Annotated in this window: 14 protein-coding genes; 3 read left to right on the forward strand and 11 right to left on the reverse strand. The window is 63.6% G+C overall.

All coding sequences use genetic code 11. The features are described 5' to 3' along the window. The first annotated feature begins 93 nt into the window (after positions 1–93). Positions 94–1,359: a D-amino acid dehydrogenase gene (locus CDI09_RS11610; protein WP_078525089.1), complete on the forward strand. Its 1,266-nt coding sequence runs from the start codon at positions 94–96 to the stop codon at positions 1,357–1,359. Between the two features lie 142 nt (positions 1,360–1,501). On the opposite strand, the gene CDI09_RS11615 is transcribed toward CDI09_RS11610, so the two are convergent. From CDI09_RS11615 to CDI09_RS11625, 3 genes are all read right to left on the reverse strand, one after another. Further along, positions 1,502–1,768, reverse strand: a complete 267-nt coding sequence (locus tag CDI09_RS11615; protein WP_110571334.1) for a hypothetical protein — start codon at positions 1,766–1,768, stop codon at positions 1,502–1,504. Positions 1,769–1,992: 224 nt separating this feature from the next. After that, positions 1,993–3,816, reverse strand: coding sequence for a translational GTPase TypA (gene typA, locus CDI09_RS11620; protein WP_078525091.1), 1,824 nt, complete (start codon positions 3,814–3,816; stop codon positions 1,993–1,995). A gap of 188 nt (positions 3,817–4,004) precedes the next feature. Next, positions 4,005–5,015 carry an adenosine kinase gene (locus tag CDI09_RS11625; protein WP_078525093.1) on the reverse strand — a complete coding sequence of 337 codons (1,011 nt, stop codon included), beginning with the start codon at positions 5,013–5,015 and terminating at the stop codon, positions 4,005–4,007. Between the two features lie 430 nt (positions 5,016–5,445). On the opposite strand from CDI09_RS11625, the gene CDI09_RS11630 reads away from it, so the two are divergent. Next, complete coding sequence (locus CDI09_RS11630) at positions 5,446–5,934, forward strand: bactofilin family protein (RefSeq protein ID WP_078525094.1); 489 nt, start codon at positions 5,446–5,448, stop codon at positions 5,932–5,934. 193 nt (positions 5,935–6,127) lie between these two features. On the opposite strand, the gene CDI09_RS11635 is transcribed toward CDI09_RS11630, so the two are convergent. Both CDI09_RS11635 and rnd read right to left on the reverse strand, forming a co-directional pair. Continuing rightward, positions 6,128–6,742 (reverse strand): GcrA family cell cycle regulator, encoded by a 615-nt coding sequence (locus CDI09_RS11635; RefSeq protein ID WP_078525096.1) that lies wholly within the window; start codon positions 6,740–6,742, stop codon positions 6,128–6,130. A 143-nt stretch (positions 6,743–6,885) separates the two neighbouring features. After that, positions 6,886–8,073 (reverse strand): ribonuclease D, encoded by a 1,188-nt coding sequence (gene rnd / locus CDI09_RS11640; protein WP_078525098.1) that lies wholly within the window; start codon positions 8,071–8,073, stop codon positions 6,886–6,888. 140 nt (positions 8,074–8,213) lie between these two features. Between rnd and queF the strand changes: the two genes are divergently transcribed. Continuing rightward, the gene (gene queF / locus CDI09_RS11645; protein WP_078527819.1) at positions 8,214–8,693 is read left to right on the forward strand and encodes a preQ(1) synthase; all 480 of its coding nucleotides are present in this window, start codon (positions 8,214–8,216) and stop codon (positions 8,691–8,693) included. Between the two features lie 236 nt (positions 8,694–8,929). Here queF and atpC read toward each other — a convergent pair whose 3' ends face one another. The 6 genes from atpC to CDI09_RS11675 form a co-directional block, all read right to left on the reverse strand. Continuing rightward, positions 8,930–9,355, reverse strand: coding sequence for an ATP synthase F1 subunit epsilon (atpC, locus tag CDI09_RS11650; protein WP_078525100.1), 426 nt, complete (start codon positions 9,353–9,355; stop codon positions 8,930–8,932). Between the two features lie 31 nt (positions 9,356–9,386). Then, positions 9,387–10,862 (reverse strand): F0F1 ATP synthase subunit beta, encoded by a 1,476-nt coding sequence (gene atpD, locus CDI09_RS11655; RefSeq protein ID WP_078525102.1) that lies wholly within the window; start codon positions 10,860–10,862, stop codon positions 9,387–9,389. Positions 10,863–10,894: 32 nt separating this feature from the next. After that, positions 10,895–11,776 carry a F0F1 ATP synthase subunit gamma gene (locus tag CDI09_RS11660; RefSeq protein ID WP_078525104.1) on the reverse strand — a complete coding sequence of 294 codons (882 nt, stop codon included), beginning with the start codon at positions 11,774–11,776 and terminating at the stop codon, positions 10,895–10,897. 16 nt (positions 11,777–11,792) lie between these two features. Beyond that, positions 11,793–13,331 carry a F0F1 ATP synthase subunit alpha gene (atpA, locus tag CDI09_RS11665; protein WP_061275671.1) on the reverse strand — a complete coding sequence of 513 codons (1,539 nt, stop codon included), beginning with the start codon at positions 13,329–13,331 and terminating at the stop codon, positions 11,793–11,795. Continuing rightward, positions 13,331–13,927 (reverse strand): F0F1 ATP synthase subunit delta, encoded by a 597-nt coding sequence (locus CDI09_RS11670; protein WP_078525106.1) that lies wholly within the window; start codon positions 13,925–13,927, stop codon positions 13,331–13,333. The genes atpA and CDI09_RS11670 overlap by 1 nt, the downstream gene beginning before the upstream one ends. Positions 13,928–14,227: 300 nt before the next feature. After that, positions 14,228–15,658, reverse strand: coding sequence for an MFS transporter (locus CDI09_RS11675; protein WP_205836678.1), 1,431 nt, complete (start codon positions 15,656–15,658; stop codon positions 14,228–14,230). Positions 15,659–15,666 lie beyond the last annotated feature (8 nt).

Genomic DNA, 15,666 nt, shown 5'->3' on the forward strand with positions numbered 1-15,666 from the left:
GCCATCCGGTCCTGTCATAACAGAAACGGTTGACCATTGCTTCCGTCTGGCGCATCCCCGATGTGTTGATGACGGAAGAATAAGGGACAGACCGTGAAAGTTATCGTTCTGGGCGCGGGCGTGGTTGGCGTGACGGCGGCATGGTATCTCGCCAGGGAAGGCCACGAGGTCACGGTCATCGACCGCCAGCCCGCCGCCGCGATGGAAACCTCGTTTGCCAATGCGGGCCAGATCTCGCCGGGTTTTTCCTCTCCCTGGGCCGAGCCCGCGCTGCCGCTCAAGGTACTGCGCTGGATGGTCGGCCCCCACGCGCCCATCGTCGTGCGCCCGCGCTTCGATCTGGCCATGATGCGCTGGCTCGAGCAGCTTCTGGCCAACTGCAACGCGCATGACTACGATATCAACAAGTCCCGCATGCTGCGCATTGCAACCTACAGCCGTGACTGCCTCGATACCCTGCGCCGCGATACCGGCATCACCTATGATGATGAACAGCGCGGCCTGATCCAGCTTTTCCGCACGCAAAAGCAGGTGGATGCCGCGGCCCGCGACATGAAGCTGCTCGACCTTGCGGGCGTTGCCCACGAGTTCCTCAGCCCCGATGACATCGCCCGCCACGAGCCGGGCCTGATGGAAAACCGCCACCTGTTCCAGGGCGGCCTGCGCCTGCCCGGCGATGAATCGGGCGACTGCCACATGTTCACCGCCCGTCTGGCCCAGAAGGCGGAAGAGGAACTCGGCGTCACCTTCCATTACGAGACCAATATCGAGGCGCTTGATGCCTCGGCCACCGATATTCTGGGCGTGCGCACCTCCATGGGCCGCATGACGGCAGATGCCTATGTGGTGTCGATGGGCAGCTATTCCCCGCTGCTGCTACGCCCTCTGGGCATAAAGCTGCCGGTTTACCCCACCAAGGGCTATTCGCTGACGCTGCCGGTCACCGATCCGGCCCGCGCGCCGGTCTCCACCGTCAATGACGCGACCCACAAGGTCTCGGTCACGCGGCTGGGCGAGCGGATCCGCATTGGCGGCACGGCGGAACTGACCGGCTACAACCTGCGCCTGAGCCGCGACCGGCGCGAACTGCTCGAGCTTTCGTTCAGCGAACTGTTTGGCGCGAGCGGCGATCTGTCGCAGGGCGCTTACTGGACCGGGCTGCGCCCGAGCACGCCCGATGGCACGCCGGTCATCGGGCCTGCGGGGCGCTTTGCCAACCTGTGGCTCAATACCGGGCACGGCACGCTGGGCTGGACCATGGCCTGCGGCTCGGGCCGCGTGCTGGCCGACCGCATGAGCAACAAGCCCACCGAGATTCCCTGCCTCGACCTGTCCATAGACCGCTACGCCACGGCCTGAAGTCAGGCAGGCCTTTCATCACCACAAACGCCGCCTTCGCTGAAAAAAGGCGGCGCCCAAAAAAAAGCCCGGCGTAAACCGGGCTTTTTTCGTGCAGCCGTAACCAGCCCCGAGGAAGGAGCCGGTTACGGGAATGCGGGAATTACTGGGCGGCCGGAGCAGCAGCAGCCGGAGCCGCCGCGTCCTTCTTGGCGCCATGGTGACGCGTGCCATTATGATGGCTGCCGCCGTGATGCTTCTTTTTCGCGCCAGCTTCAGCCGGAGCCGTGCCCTCGGCTGCGTCAGGCACATGCTGCGGCGCGGAAACGGCCGGGGTGGTCGGCTCGGTCTGCGCCATGACAGGTGCTGCAACGCCCATGACGGCAACAGCGGACAGGGCAGCCAGGAAACGACGGGTGGAAACGATCATATAAAAATACTCCAGAACTCAGGACTCTATGTCCCAATACGCCAATCGGCTGACGAATCGTGCCAGCCGGTCTGGCTTCCCTGCTCTACCATGAAGCAGGAAAGTCGTCCTGAATTAAAATTCTTAAATTTATGGATATGTTCTCACTTCTGCCGCAAGGCGACCGCAATCTCAAGAACTGAAACGTTACTAAAGATTGCAGCCACCCCTGCGCCGGGCAGAAATCAGTCAACCGAACCCGAACGCTCGCGCTTCTTGCGCTCGTGCGGGTCGAGATAGCGCTTGCGGATACGCACGGCAGACGGCGTGACCTCAACGAGTTCATCATCCTCGATATAGGCAATCGCCTGCTCGAGGTTCATCTTGCGCGGCGGGATCAGCAGCAGGGCCTCGTCCTTGCCGGCGGCGCGGATGTTGGTCAGCTTCTTTTCACGGACCGGGTTCACTTCAAGATCATTCTCGCGCGAATGCTCGCCGATGATCATGCCCACGTAAACCTTCTCGCCCGCATCGACGAACAGCGTGCCACGGTCCTGCAGCGAGAACAGCGAATACTGTGTGGTCGCCCCGTCTTCCGACGAGATCAGCGAGCCGTTGCGGCGCCCGGCAATCGGCCCGACATAAGGCTGGTAGCCATGGAACAGGCGGTTCATGATGCCCGATCCGCGCGTGTCGGTCAGGAATTCGCCATGATAGCCGATCAGCCCGCGTGAGGGGATGAGGAAGCTCAGGCGCACCTTGCCACCGCCCGAAGGCTGCATGTCCTGCATGATGCCCTTGCGCAGGGCCATCTTTTCAACCACGACGCCCGAATACGGCTCGTCCACGTCGATCAGGACTTCCTCGAACGGCTCTTCGCGCTCGCCGGTTTCCTCATTGGTGCGGAACAGCACGCGGGGGCGGCCGATGGTCAGCTCGAAGCCTTCGCGGCGCATCTGCTCGATCAGCACGCCAAGCTGGAGTTCGCCACGGCCTGCGACCTCGAAGGCCTCACTCTCGGGGCTTTCGGACACGCGGATGGCGATGTTGCCTTCCGTTTCCTTGAACAGGCGGTCACGGATCTGGCGCGAGGTGACCTTCTTGCCCTCGCGGCCGCCAAGCGGGCCATCGTTGAGGCGGAAGGTCATGGACAGCGTCGGCGGATCAACCGGGGTTGAGGGCAGCGGCTCCTTGACTTCAAGGGCTGCGATCGTCTCGGGAATCGTCGCTTCGGACAGGCCGGCCACGGCCACGATGTCACCAGCTTCGACTTCTTCCACCGGCACGCGGTCAAGGCCACGGAAGGAGAGCAGCTTGGTCAGGCGGCCGGTTTCAACCACCGAGCCATCGGGGCGCAGCACATGCACCGGCATGTTCATCTTCGCAACGCCCTGCTCGACGCGGCCGGTCAGCACGCGGCCAAGGAAGTTGTCGTTCTCGAGGATGGTGGCGACCATCGCGAACGGCGCGTCCTTGTTGACCTTCGGCGGCGGCACGTGGCTCAGGATCAGGTCGAACATGGGCGAGAGGTCCTTGCGCGGACCATCGATCTCGGTATCGGCCCAGCCCTGGCGGCCCGAGGCGTAGAGCATGGGGAAGTCGAGCTGCTCGTCATTGGCGCCAAGGGCTGCGAACAGATCGAAAATCTCGTTATGCACTTCATCGGGGCGGGCATCGCCACGGTCGATCTTGTTCACGACCACGATCGGCTTCAGGCCGCGCGCGAGCGCCTTGCCCACCACGAACTTGGTCTGGGGCAGTGCGCCTTCGGCGGAATCGACGAGCACGACGGCACCGTCAACCATGCTCAGGATACGCTCCACCTCGCCGCCGAAATCGGCATGGCCCGGGGTGTCGATGATGTTGATGCGGGTATCTTTCCACACCACCGACGTGCACTTGGCAAGAATGGTGATGCCACGCTCGCGCTCGAGGTCGTTGCTGTCCATGGCGCGTTCAGCGACGTGCTGGTTGTCACGGAAGGAACCGGACTGTTTAAGAAGCTGGTCGACCAGTGTGGTCTTGCCATGATCGACGTGCGCGATAATGGCGATATTGCGGATATCCATAAGTGCTCTTGACCTGACTTTCCTTGGCGTTACGCCATACGGGTGCGCGGCGGCACATGCGGGCGACACCCGTGCGTGCGGCGGCGGAATAATTGGCTGCTGGCTGCGTAGATAAAGCGGACTGGCGCGGATTGCACGCGAAACTTCGCGCACAACCCCGTCAAACGCCCGCCTTCATGCCCTGCGGATCAGAAATCCATGTCCTGGCGCATGTTCATGAGCGGGCGCGCGCCGTAATGCGAAATCACTTCCGAGGCCGCGACACTGCCCAGCCGCCCGCATTCGGCAAGTGTGCGGTCCGATGTCCAGCCAGCGAGGAAGCCTGCCGCATAGGCATCGCCCGCGCCGGTGGTGTCGATCACCTGCGTGCGCACGCTGTCGATGACGATGCGCTGCTGGTCCTGGATGATGACGCTGCCTTTCTCCGAACGTGTCAGCACGGCGAAATGCGTATCGGCGGCGACAAGGCGGGCGGCATGATCGAAATCGGCGGTCTGGTACAGCGCGCAGATCTCGTCTTCATTGGCGAACAGGATGTCGATATGCCCGCGCACGAGGTCGAGGAACGCCGCGCGATGGCGGTCGACGCAGAATTTGTCGGACAGCGAAAGCGCCACCTTGCGACCGGCCTCATGGGCAATGCGGGCCGCAGTGCGAAAGGCTTCCTGTGCCGCCGGCGGGTCGAACAGGTAGCCTTCCATGTAGGTGACCTTGGCGGACTGGACCACATCGGCGAGCACGTCTTCGGGGCCGAAATTCACGCACGCACCCAGATAGGTGTTCATGGTGCGCTGGCCATCGGGCGTGACCACGATGATGCAGCGCGCGGTGGGGTGCGCGGTACCCGCATCGCCCTGCAGTGGCGATGAGGGGAAATACACGCCTGCCCCCTGCATGTCGGTGGCGAACGCCTTGCCCGGCGCATCATCGGCCACCTTGCCCAGATACGCCACGCGCGCGCCCATGTTGGAGGCGACGACGCAGGTATTGGCCGCCGAGCCACCGCCCATTTCCTTTTCGCGCCTGATCTGGCAGTACAGCGCCTCGGCGCGGGCCGCGTCGATCAGCATCATCCCGCCCGGCGTCATGCCGTTGCGCTCCGGGAAGGCAGCTTCCACCGGTGCCAGTACATCGACGATCGCATTGCCGATGCCCAGCAGGTCAAACCGGCATTCTGCCGCCTGTCCCGAATTTTCCATATCCTGTGTCACTCCCATCGCAGATCAGGCCCAATATGCAGGCAAGGCGCAGGTGCGCCACGAAATAACCCATTTTTTCGGGCCAAAGTCGCCCTTCGCTATCATTGGCGGGTAAATGGCGCAATGCATGAAGTTTTTTATGCCTCTCCCGGCCCCTTAACGCCCTTGTCGACAGGTTTGGGGGGCGTATAACCGGGTATAGGGGGCTGCGGCCTGCAACCAGCCCGAGACGCGTTCTTTTTCGTTCGGGGGCGTTCACGCGCCCTGATGCAGCATCTAACCAAGCGGGGTAATATTGTTTAAACGACGCAAGCCAGCAGACACCAAGCCACCCGCCCCCACTCCGTCCCCCGCGCAGCAGCCGGGCCGCCCGGTCATGGGCGGTGGTACCTCTCCATCTTCTTCCTCTGCCAGCAAGGAAAATACATCCATGGCCCGTCCGCCCTTCCCGCCCACGCCTTCTCCCTCGCCCGCGCCTGGCGCACGCCCCGGTGCGCCGGGTGCTGCGGCACCCGTCAAAAAGGAAAATGAGCGCCGCACCCTCGTGGTCGGTCGTGGCATCAGCGTGCAGGGCACCATCCAGGACGCCGAACGCCTGGTTGTGGAAGGCACCGTCGAGTCCTCGCTGATCAATGCATCCGAGCTGCAGATCGCGCAGGGCGGCGTGTTCAAGGGCGAAGTCGAGGTTGAGGATGCGGAACTCGCGGGCACCATCGATGGCACGCTGACCGTGCGCGGCAGCCTGACCATCCGCTCCACCGGCCGCCTGCTCGGCAAGGCCAAGTGCCGCCGCCTGAAGGTGGAAGATGGTGGCCAGGTAACCGGCCAGCTCGAAATGATCACGACCCCCGCCGCCCCGCAGGCCGCCCCCGCTCCGGCAGCCCAGCCCGCGCCCCCGCGCCCGGCCAGCGCTGGCTGAGGCACGCTTTTCCGCCCGGCCTGCCCGGGCGGATACAAAAAACGCCAGAGGCAGCAATGCCCTGGCGTTTTTTTTGCAGTAACCTGCACATAACTGACTGATGAAAGATTTCCGGGAGCTGCTTTCCCGAGCGTTTTCAAAGCAGCTTCACCAGAAGATTCTTTATGCGCTGGAACCTGCTCCCGTGGGGAAATCAGGCCACGTTATCGCGCCGGTCGCTGCGCAGCTTTACATAGGCAAGCTGCGCATGTTCGGCGCAGTACGGCTTGCCCGGCAGCGGCGTTGCCCCACAGAAGTGAAAGCCCGGCGTGCCCGGATCGCCCAGCGGCCAGCAGCAGGACTGGCTGCTGCGGCGGCGCGGCTCGCTTACGGGCCGCAGCGCGGCACGGGCAGCACGGGCAGGCGCACGCGCCGGACGGGCGGCAGGGGCCTCGGGGGCCGGTTCAGCTGCGGGTGCCGGGGGGGTGACCTTCGGCTCGAGGGGCGCGGCAGTCGCCTTCACCGGCGCAGGAGCCTTTTCAGGCGCGGGTGATGGCGCCACCACAGGCGCGGGGGCCGCTTCCTTTTTCGGAGCCACGGCGGCGGCTGGCGCAACCGGGGCGGCCTGTGTGGCGGCATCGGCTGGCGGCGTGGCCTTGGCGGCACGGCGGATAGGCGATGGGCGGGGCTTGAGGCCAAGGCGGTGCGCCTTGCCCACAACGGCATTTTTGGTAACAGATAACTGGCGGCCGATTTCAGCGGTCGATAATCCCTGCTGCCACAGATCACGCAGTCGCGCGATCGTCTCCTCTGTCCATTCCATCGCCATCGTTCTGCACTCCTTACGCGGAATGGAGCGAAACTAGGCGTATCTGCCATCTATCTCAACCGCAGAATGACAGAATCTTGTGGACAGTTCTGCCCATAACCTGTTTGCAACCCATGTAAAACCGCTTGAGCCCCCTGCGGGGCTCAGTCGTGGATCAGCTTGACCTTGCCATTCTCGACACCCATGGTCAGCCTCCCCGCCTTGAGTTCACGCGCAAGCTTGCCAAACACGGTATTGCGCCAACCATGAAAAGCGGGGATATCCGCCGCGTCATCCAGCGCAAAACGGTCGAGATCCTCTGATGACGCCACAAGTTTCGGGGCCACGCGATGGGCCTCGCAGCAGGTGGCGAGCAGAACCTTGAGCAGGGCGATCAGGGCTGCTGACGGGCGTGGCGCATCCTTGCCCCGCCCCTTGGGCAGGCGCGGCAGATCGGCTTCCGGCACGGCCTGGGCCTGTGTTACCGCCTCAAGCAGGGACTGCCCGCTGCGCCCCTCGGCAAACCCACGTGAGACGCCACGCACGCGTGCCAGCGCATCGACCGTGTCGGGCGCCGTGGCGGCGATTTCCATCAGGCTCTCATCCTTGAGCAGGCGCTGACGCGGCACGTTGACGCGCTGGGCTTCGCCTTCCCGCCATGCCGCGACCGCACGCAGGATGCCCAGCATGCGCCGGTTATTGGTGCGTGGGCGCATCTTCTCCCACAGGGTCAGCGGATCGGGGCGGAAGGTGACGGGGTTGTTCAGGGTAGCCAGCTCGGCCGCGACCCAGTCCAGCCGCCCCTCGCGCTCGAGCTGCGCCAGCAGTTTTGCATAGACCAGCCGCAGATAGGTGACGTCAGCCGCCGCGTAGCCGATCTGGGCGGGCGAGAGCGGACGCGCCGACCAGTCGGAAAAGCGATGTGACTTGTCGATCTGCACGCCAAGCAACGACGAGACGAGATTGTCATACCCCACCTGGTCGCCATAGCCTGCCACCATGGCCGCGACCTGAGTGTCGAACAGGGCGGCGGGCAGGCGGTCGAACAGATGCAGGAAGATTTCAAGGTCCTGCCGTGCGGCGTGAAAGACCTTCACCACCGCCGCATCATCGAGCAGCGCGCCAAGGCTGGTCAGGTCCATGCCGGGGGCGACCGTGTCGATCACCACCACCTCGTTTTCGCCTGCCAGCTGCACAAGGCACAGCTCCGGCCAGTACGTGCGCTCGCGCACGAATTCCGTGTCAATTGTTACAAACGGCTCCTGGCGCAGTCGCGCGGTTACAGCCTCAAGCGCCGCCGTGGTGGTAACCAGCACAGGAGCGGGAAATTCGGGTCGGGATACACGTGCCATTCCGTGCAGTTATCATGGCTGCACCGGGTTGCGGAAGCAGGGAAAACCGCATGTCCCCTCTCCGCATTTCCATTGACGCCCCCCAACGCCTTGCGGCATCAGCCCCTTATCCTTTTTTTTCACTGCGGACGGACCCGCCCATGACCTCCAGCCCCACCCAAGATGATGGCAGCCAGTTCCTGACGCAGCTCGGCCAGAACAGCGCCCAGCCCGCAAGCCCCGAGGAAGCCCGGCTTGAACGCGTGCCCGCCCCCGACCGCGGGCGGCGTTACGTGGTGCGTTTCACCGCGCCCGAATTCACCTCGCTGTGCCCGGTCACGGGGCAGCCCGATTTCGCCCATATCGTGATCGACTACATTCCCGATGAATGGATTGTGGAGAGCAAGTCGCTCAAGCTGTTCCTGACCAGTTTCCGCAACCATGGCGCCTTCCATGAGCGGTGCTCGATGCAGATCGCCACCACGCTTGTCGATCTGCTGCAACCCGTGTGGCTGCGCATCGGAGCCTACTGGTACCCGCGCGGTGGCATGCCCATTGATGTGTTCTGGCAGACGAGCACTCCGCCTGAAGGCGTGTGGATTCCCGCGCAGGATGTGCCGGGCTATCGCGGGCGCGGCTAGACACCTGTTTGAAAATGACAAAAGTTTCTGTATTCCGCCTTTTTTTCAAAAAGGTAGCGTTCTTCTGAAGCTTTTTGAAAAAAGCTTCACCAAAAACTTTTATATGTTTTCAGCAATACTTTCGGGGTCTGACGGTCTGGTCGCCCCATAACAGAAAAGCGCCCCGTAAGGGCGCTTTTCATGTCCGGCAATACACCCGCTTCCATGCAGGAAGTGGATGCAGGCTGGCGATCGTGTCAGAGCGACATGCCCGGTATGGCGGACTGCGCCGCCTCGATCTCGGCCCGGGCCGACTGCATCTTGCCCATGAGGATATCAAGCGCAGACACGTTCATCTTGTCCGCGTCCTCATAGGATTTTTCCAGACCCGCCAGACGGGCTTCCGCATCGTCAACCGACAGGTCTTCGAGCTTGGTGGCCCGGTCGGCAAGGATGGTGCAGTGGCTTGGCGCGATATCGGCAAAGCCGCCCGCCACGAAGAAGCGATGCGTCACCACATCGCCTTCATAGATGTCAACCACGCCACCGCGCAGCGTCAGCATGAGCGGGGCATGATCGGGCATGGCCGCGATGTCGCCTTCCGTCCCCGGCATGACAGCCATATCAGCGTCATGCGCGAACAGGACTTTCTCCGGGCTGACAATCTTGACCTTAATGGACATGGTCTATTTTCCTTGCGTCAGGGGCCGGGGTTCAGGCCGATTCCTTCATTTTCTCGGCCTTGGCCACCGCTTCCTCGATCGCGCCGACCATGTAGAAAGCCCCTTCGGGAAGGTGATCATATTCACCCGCCACGATCGCCTTGAACGAACGCACCGTGTCTTCCAGCGAGACCAGCTTGCCCGGAGCACCCGTGAACACTTCAGCCACGTGGAACGGCTGGGACAGGAAGCGCTGGATGCGACGGGCGCGGGCCACGATCAGCTTGTCATCTTCCGACAGTTCATCCATGCCGAGAATGGCGATGATGTCCTGCAGGGACTTGTAGGTCTGCAGGATACGCTGCACGTCACGCGCCACCTGGTAGTGCTCGTCACCCACGATCTTGGGATCGAGCGAACGTGAGGTGGAGTCCAGCGGGTCAACGGCCGGGTAGATGCCCATTTCCGCGATGGAACGGTTCAGCACCGTGGTCGCGTCAAGATGGGCGAAGGTCGCGGCAGGCGCCGGATCGGTCAGGTCATCGGCAGGGACGTAGACGGCCTGCACCGAGGTGATCGAACCCTTCTTGGTGGAGGTGATGCGCTCCTGCAGGGCGCCCATTTCCGTTGCCAGCGTGGGCTGGTAGCCCACGGCGGAGGGAATGCGGCCCAGCAACGCGGACACTTCGGCACCGGCCTGCGTGAAGCGGAAGATGTTGTCCACGAAGAACAGCACATCCTGGCCTTCAACGTCGCGGAAGTATTCCGCAACCGTCACGCCGGACAGCGCCACGCGGGCACGGGCCCCCGGCGGCTCGTTCATCTGGCCATAGACCAGCGCAACCTTGGAGCCTTCGGTCGAGTCGCCATCAAGCTTGATGACGTTCGCGTCCTGCATTTCGTAATACAGGTCGTTACCTTCACGGGTACGTTCACCCACACCGGCAAAGACCGACACGCCGCCATGCGCCTTGGCGATGTTGTTGATCAGTTCCTGGATGATGACGGTCTTGCCCACGCCCGCACCACCGAACAGGCCGACCTTGCCGCCCTTGAGGTAGGGGCAGAGCAGATCGACAACCTTGATGCCCGTGGGCAGGATTTCGGTCGCGGCGGCCTGCTCGTCAAAAGCCGGGGCGGCGCGGTGAATCGGCGCGCGTCCTTCGCACTTCACGGGGCCACGATCATCGATCGGCTCGCCGATGACGTTGAGGATGCGACCAAGCGTGCCCGGGCCAACCGGCACGGTGATCTGGCTGCCGGTAGCGGCCACTTCCGCACCGCGGGTCAGGCCATCGGTGGTATCCATGGCAATGCAGCGGACTTCGTGTTCGCCGATTTCCTGCGCCACTTCGAGCACCAAGGTCTGGCCATTGAGCTGAACGTGCAGCGCATCGAGGATATGCGGCAGCGTACCCTCGAACTGTACGTCAACAACGGCGCCGCGGACCTGGGTCACACGACCAACGACATTGCTTTTGGGCGCCTGCGTGGAGACAGGAGCCTCTTGAGTTGTGGTTTCCGACATGGGACAGCTCCTGTGAGCGTGACGATCGATCCTCAGACAGCCTGGGCGCCCGAGATGATCTCGATGAGTTCATTGGTGATGTTGGTCTGGCGCGTACGGTTGTACTTGAGCGTCAGACGATCGATGGCCTTGCCAGCGTTACGCGTCGCGTTATCCATTGCCGTCATCCGCGCGCCGTTCTCGCCCGCAGCCGTTTCCAGCATGGTGGCATAGAGCTGCACCTGCAGATTGCGCGGCAGGAGGCTTGACAGCAGCGTGCCCTCATCGGGCTCGAATTCATAGGCCGCGACCTGTGCGCTGTCCGCGTTGTCATTTTCCGGCAGGGCGAGCGGAATCAGCTGCATTTCCGTCGGCGTCTGGGTCATGACGTTGCGGAACTGGTTGTACACCAGCGTGCAGACGTCAAACTCACCCTTTTCAAGCAGGGACGAAATCTGCTCACCGAGTTCAGCCGCGGCGGAGAACGGAATCTCCTTGCCCGCCGCCAGATGGCGGTGATCAATGATCAGGTCCGAAAAATCACGCGACAGGAAGTCGTATGTCTTGCGGCCCACCGGCAGGATCTTGACGGTCTTGCCCTCGGCCTGGAGCTTGAGCACCAGGTTGCGGGTCGTGCGGTTGATGTTGGAGTTGAATGCACCGGCCAGACCACGGTCACTGGACATGGGCACCACCAGGTGCACCTTGTCCTGCCCCGTTCCGGTCAGCAGCGCGGGCTGGCCGCCTTCGCCCGCCACGCTGCGGGCCACTTCGGCCAGCATGCGGCGCATTGCATCGGCATAGGGCCGGGCGGCCGCCGCGCGGGTTTCAGCCCGACGCAGCTTGGCCGCCGCCACCATCTTCATTGCGCTGGTGATCTTTCGCGTCGATTTGACGCTACCGATCCGTGCGCGCAGGTCCTTCAGGGAAGCCATGGTTGCCCGATCTTCCTCAGTTGGCGAACTGACGGCCGAATGTCGTCAGGAAATCGTTCAGGCGGCTTTCGATGTCCTTCGTCAGCTGGCGCTGGGTCCGGATCGATTCCAGGATATCCTTGCCCGATGTGCGAACATCATCAAGCAGGCGCTTCTCGTAGCTGGTCACTTCGGCAACCGGCACGGCGTCGATATAGCCACGCGTGCCAGCGTAAAGCACCACAACCTGCTCCTCGACCGACAGCGGCGAGGTTTCGGGCTGCTTGAGCAGCTCGACAAGGCGCGCGCCACGGGCGAGCTGCTTCTGGGTCGCTGGATCGAGATCGGAGGCGAACTGCGAGAACGCCGCCATTTCACGATACTGCGCCAGCTCGAGCTTGATCTTGCCCGCAACCTGCTTCATCGCCTTGATCTGGGCGGCCGAACCCACGCGGGACACGGAACCACCCACGTTCACGGCGGGGCGGATGCCACGGTAGAACAGGTCGGTTTCAAGGAAGACCTGACCATCGGTGATGGAGATCACGTTGGTCGGGATATAGGCGGACACGTCACCGGCCTGCGTCTCGATCACCGGCAGGGCGGTCAGCGAACCCGCGCCGAACTTGTCGGACATCTTCGCCGCACGCTCGAGCAGGCGCGAATGCAGATAGAACACGTCACCGGGGTAGGCTTCACGGCCCGGCGGACGACGCAGCAGCAGCGACATCTGACGGTAGGCGACGGCCTGCTTGGACAGGTCATCATACACGATCAGGGCATGCATGCCGTTATCACGGAAGTATTCGCCCATGGAGCAGGCGGCATACGGTGCCAGGTACTGCATCGGCGCCGGGTCGGAGGCGGTGGCGGCGACAACGATGGAGTATTCCATCGCGCCGGTTTCCTCCAGCGTGCGGACCAGCTGCGCCACCGTCGAGCGCTTCTGCCCGATGGCGACATAGATGCAGTAAAGCGACTTGCTCTCGTCACCCAGGGCGTTGACGCTCTTCTGGTTGACGATGGTGTCGATCAGGATGGCGGTCTTGCCGGTCTGGCGGTCACCGATGATGAGTTCACGCTGGCCACGCCCGATGGGCACGAGCGCGTCGATCGCCTTGATGCCGGTCTGCATCGGCTCGCTGACGGACTGGCGCGGCATGATGCCGGGCGCCTTGATTTCCGCGCGCTTGCTGATGACTTCACCCACCAGCGGCCCCTTGCCGTCGATCGGGTTGCCGAGGCCATCGACCACGCGGCCGAGCAGCGCCTTGCCGGTAGGCACTTCAACCACCTTGCCGGTACGGGCGACGGTGTCACCTTCACGCATTGCGCTGTCATCGCCGAAGATGACAACACCGACGTTGTCATTCTCGAGGTTGAGCGCCATGCCCTTCTGGCCGCTGGCGGGGAAGTCCAGCATTTCGCCGGCTTCGACATTCTGCAGGCCGTAGACACGGGCGATGCCGTCACCAACCGACAGGATGGTTCCTGTCTCGGCAACGTCAGCGGCCTTGTCGAACGTAGCGATCTGCTGCTTGAGGATATCCGAAATCTCGGAGGGGCGGATTTCCATCACGCGGCTCCCTTCATGGCATGGTGCAGGCGGGTAAGGCGGGATCTGAGACTGGTGTCATACAGGCGGGCGCCAACGCGCACGACCAGACCGCCCAGCAGGGCCGCGTCAACACGCTCCTGGATATTGACTTTGGAATAGCCGGCCTCGGCAAGGCGGCTGCGAAGCTGGACACGCTGCAGGTCGGTCAGGGGGTGAGCGGACACGACATCCGCCACCACTTCCCCGCGCCGGGCCGCAGCGATAGCCGCCAGCGCGGCAAGAATCTCACGCAGGCGCGGAAGGCGGCGGTTATTCGCCACCACGCCAACAAAATCACGCATGAGGGGGCTGAACCCCTCGGCGTTCAGCACGGCATCGATCGCCCGCGCGCTATCGCGCATGTCGAGCGTGCGGTCCGCAAGGGCGGTACGCAGGTCGGCACTGCCGTCGATCAGACCGGCAAGGGCCGTAGCCTGCTCCAGAACAGGATCAAGCTGCTGGCGTTCAGCCGCAAGCTCATAGAGCGCCGTCGCGTAACGACCGGGAAGGCCATTGGCAATGGAGGCGATCGGTATTGAGGTCGTTCCACCCGAATCCACTGTCCGCTTTTCCAATCCAGAATCTTGATTCAAACACAAGCCACCTGCCCGGAAACCGAGGCCCCGTGCGCTGCTGGCGCGGCTCTAGCACGCAGCGTAAACACACGCAACAGACAGGCGGCCCACTGGCGTGGCGCAACGCCACACAACCGCCCGTTTTCGCGCATATGGGCACGCCCCTAGCAGAGGTTGGCGGGATCATACATGCCGCGCGCCTTTTCGGAAACAGGAAAGCGCCGGTTTTGTCACCTTCCGGCGCGATGCGCGGGCGGGAATGGCAGTCAAGGTATGCATATTATGCATATCACTAATGCATTATTCCGAATCAAGCAGTGCCGCGACCGCCTGGGCGCTGCGCCGCGCGCGGAGTCCGGTCGAAACCAGCCCCAGTGCCGCGATGCAGCCCGCCCCCACCGCCATGCTCCACCACACCGCATGGGTGGCGTGGGGAAAGGCGCTCCACTGCACCACGCCGCCGCGCACGCTGGAGGCACTCATCGCGCCACCCAGGGCGATGCCAAGCAGCGCGCCCACCTGCCGGCTTGTCGAGGCAATGGCCGCGGCGACACCCGCCTGCGCGCGCGGCATGCCGGAAATGGCCGCATTGGTAATGGGCGCGTTGCACAGGCCAAACCCGCACCCGCACAGCCCGTAGGAGGCGAGCAGCAGGCCAAGCGGGGTCATGGCGTCCAGCCCTGTCAGCAGCAGCGCGCCCGCGCCGAACCCGATGGCGGAGAGCAGCAGCGGCAGCCGCGCGCCATACCGCCCCGTCAGCCGTCCCGAAAGCGGCGCACACAGCATGGAACCTGTCGCAAAAGGCAGCGTGCACAGCCCGGCATGCAGGGCATCAAGCCCGCGCACATCCTGCAGGTAAAGCGTGTTGAGGAACAGGAAGGCGCTGAACATGGCAAAGGCCAGCACGGCGATGATGATCGCCCCCGAGAACGGCCATGCGCCAAAAAAGCGCAGGTCGATCAGGGGCGTCGCGGCACGGCGCTCGACAATGACGAACCCCGCGATCGACAGCAGCCCGAACCCGAGGAAGCCGGAAATGGCGGGCGAGGACCAGCCGTAATTATGCGCCTCGATCAGCCCCGAGGTAATCATGGCCAGCGCCACGATGGCCAGCAGCTGCCCCGGCGCATCAATGCTGCGGCCACGCCCGCCACGGGATTCAGGCACGAAGCGCAGCGTCAGCCCTATGGCCAGCAGCCCGATCGGCACATTTACCCAGAACACCGCCTGCCAGCCCACCCAGTGCACCAGCACGCCGCCCACCACCGGCCCCAGCGCCAGCGCCACGCCCGACGTGGCGCCCCATGTGCCGATGGCCTGCGCCCGCGCCCGTGGCTCGACATACACGCTTGTCAGGATCGACAGCGCCACGGGGTTGAGCATGGAGCCGCCGATTCCCTGCACCGCGCGCGCGAACACCAGCATCTCCACGCTGCGCGCCAGCCCGCACAGGGCCGAACCCGCGCAGAACAGCGTAATGCCGATGAGGAACATCCGCCGCCGCCCGAACCGGTCGGCCAGCGTGCCCACGAGCAGCATCAGGCTCGCCACCATGAGGGTGTAGGCATCGACCACCCATTGCAGCGTGGAAAAGCCGCCATGCATCTGCGCGCGGATGGAGGGCAGCACGACATTGACCACCGTGACATCCATCATGACCAGCAGCAGGCTGAGGCAGCAGGTGGCCAGCACCACGCGCGGATGGAGGATGGGAGAGCCGGTCAATGCCATTGGAAACA

Source organism: Komagataeibacter nataicola (assembly GCF_003207795.1).
Classification (GTDB): Bacteria; Pseudomonadota; Alphaproteobacteria; order Acetobacterales; family Acetobacteraceae; genus Komagataeibacter; species Komagataeibacter nataicola.

Coding starts and splice junctions, on each gene's coding strand:
- queF (WP_078527819.1), top strand. CDS start 8,214: ATGACCTCCAGCCCCACCCAAGATGATGGCAGCCAGTTCCTGACGCAG.
- CDI09_RS11660 (WP_078525104.1), bottom strand. CDS start 11,776: ATGGCTTCCCTGAAGGACCTGCGCGCACGGATCGGTAGCGTCAAATCG.
- atpC (WP_078525100.1), bottom strand. CDS start 9,355: ATGTCCATTAAGGTCAAGATTGTCAGCCCGGAGAAAGTCCTGTTCGCG.
- CDI09_RS11625 (WP_078525093.1), bottom strand. CDS start 5,015: ATGGAAAATTCGGGACAGGCGGCAGAATGCCGGTTTGACCTGCTGGGC.
- CDI09_RS11615 (WP_110571334.1), bottom strand. CDS start 1,768: ATGATCGTTTCCACCCGTCGTTTCCTGGCTGCCCTGTCCGCTGTTGCC.
- CDI09_RS11635 (WP_078525096.1), bottom strand. CDS start 6,742: ATGGCGATGGAATGGACAGAGGAGACGATCGCGCGACTGCGTGATCTG.
- atpD (WP_078525102.1), bottom strand. CDS start 10,862: ATGTCGGAAACCACAACTCAAGAGGCTCCTGTCTCCACGCAGGCGCCC.
- typA (WP_078525091.1), bottom strand. CDS start 3,816: ATGGATATCCGCAATATCGCCATTATCGCGCACGTCGATCATGGCAAG.
- atpA (WP_061275671.1), bottom strand. CDS start 13,331: ATGGAAATCCGCCCCTCCGAGATTTCGGATATCCTCAAGCAGCAGATC.
- rnd (WP_078525098.1), bottom strand. CDS start 8,073: ATGGCACGTGTATCCCGACCCGAATTTCCCGCTCCTGTGCTGGTTACC.
- CDI09_RS11675 (WP_205836678.1), bottom strand. CDS start 15,658: ATGGCATTGACCGGCTCTCCCATCCTCCATCCGCGCGTGGTGCTGGCC.
- CDI09_RS11630 (WP_078525094.1), top strand. CDS start 5,446: ATGGCCCGTCCGCCCTTCCCGCCCACGCCTTCTCCCTCGCCCGCGCCT.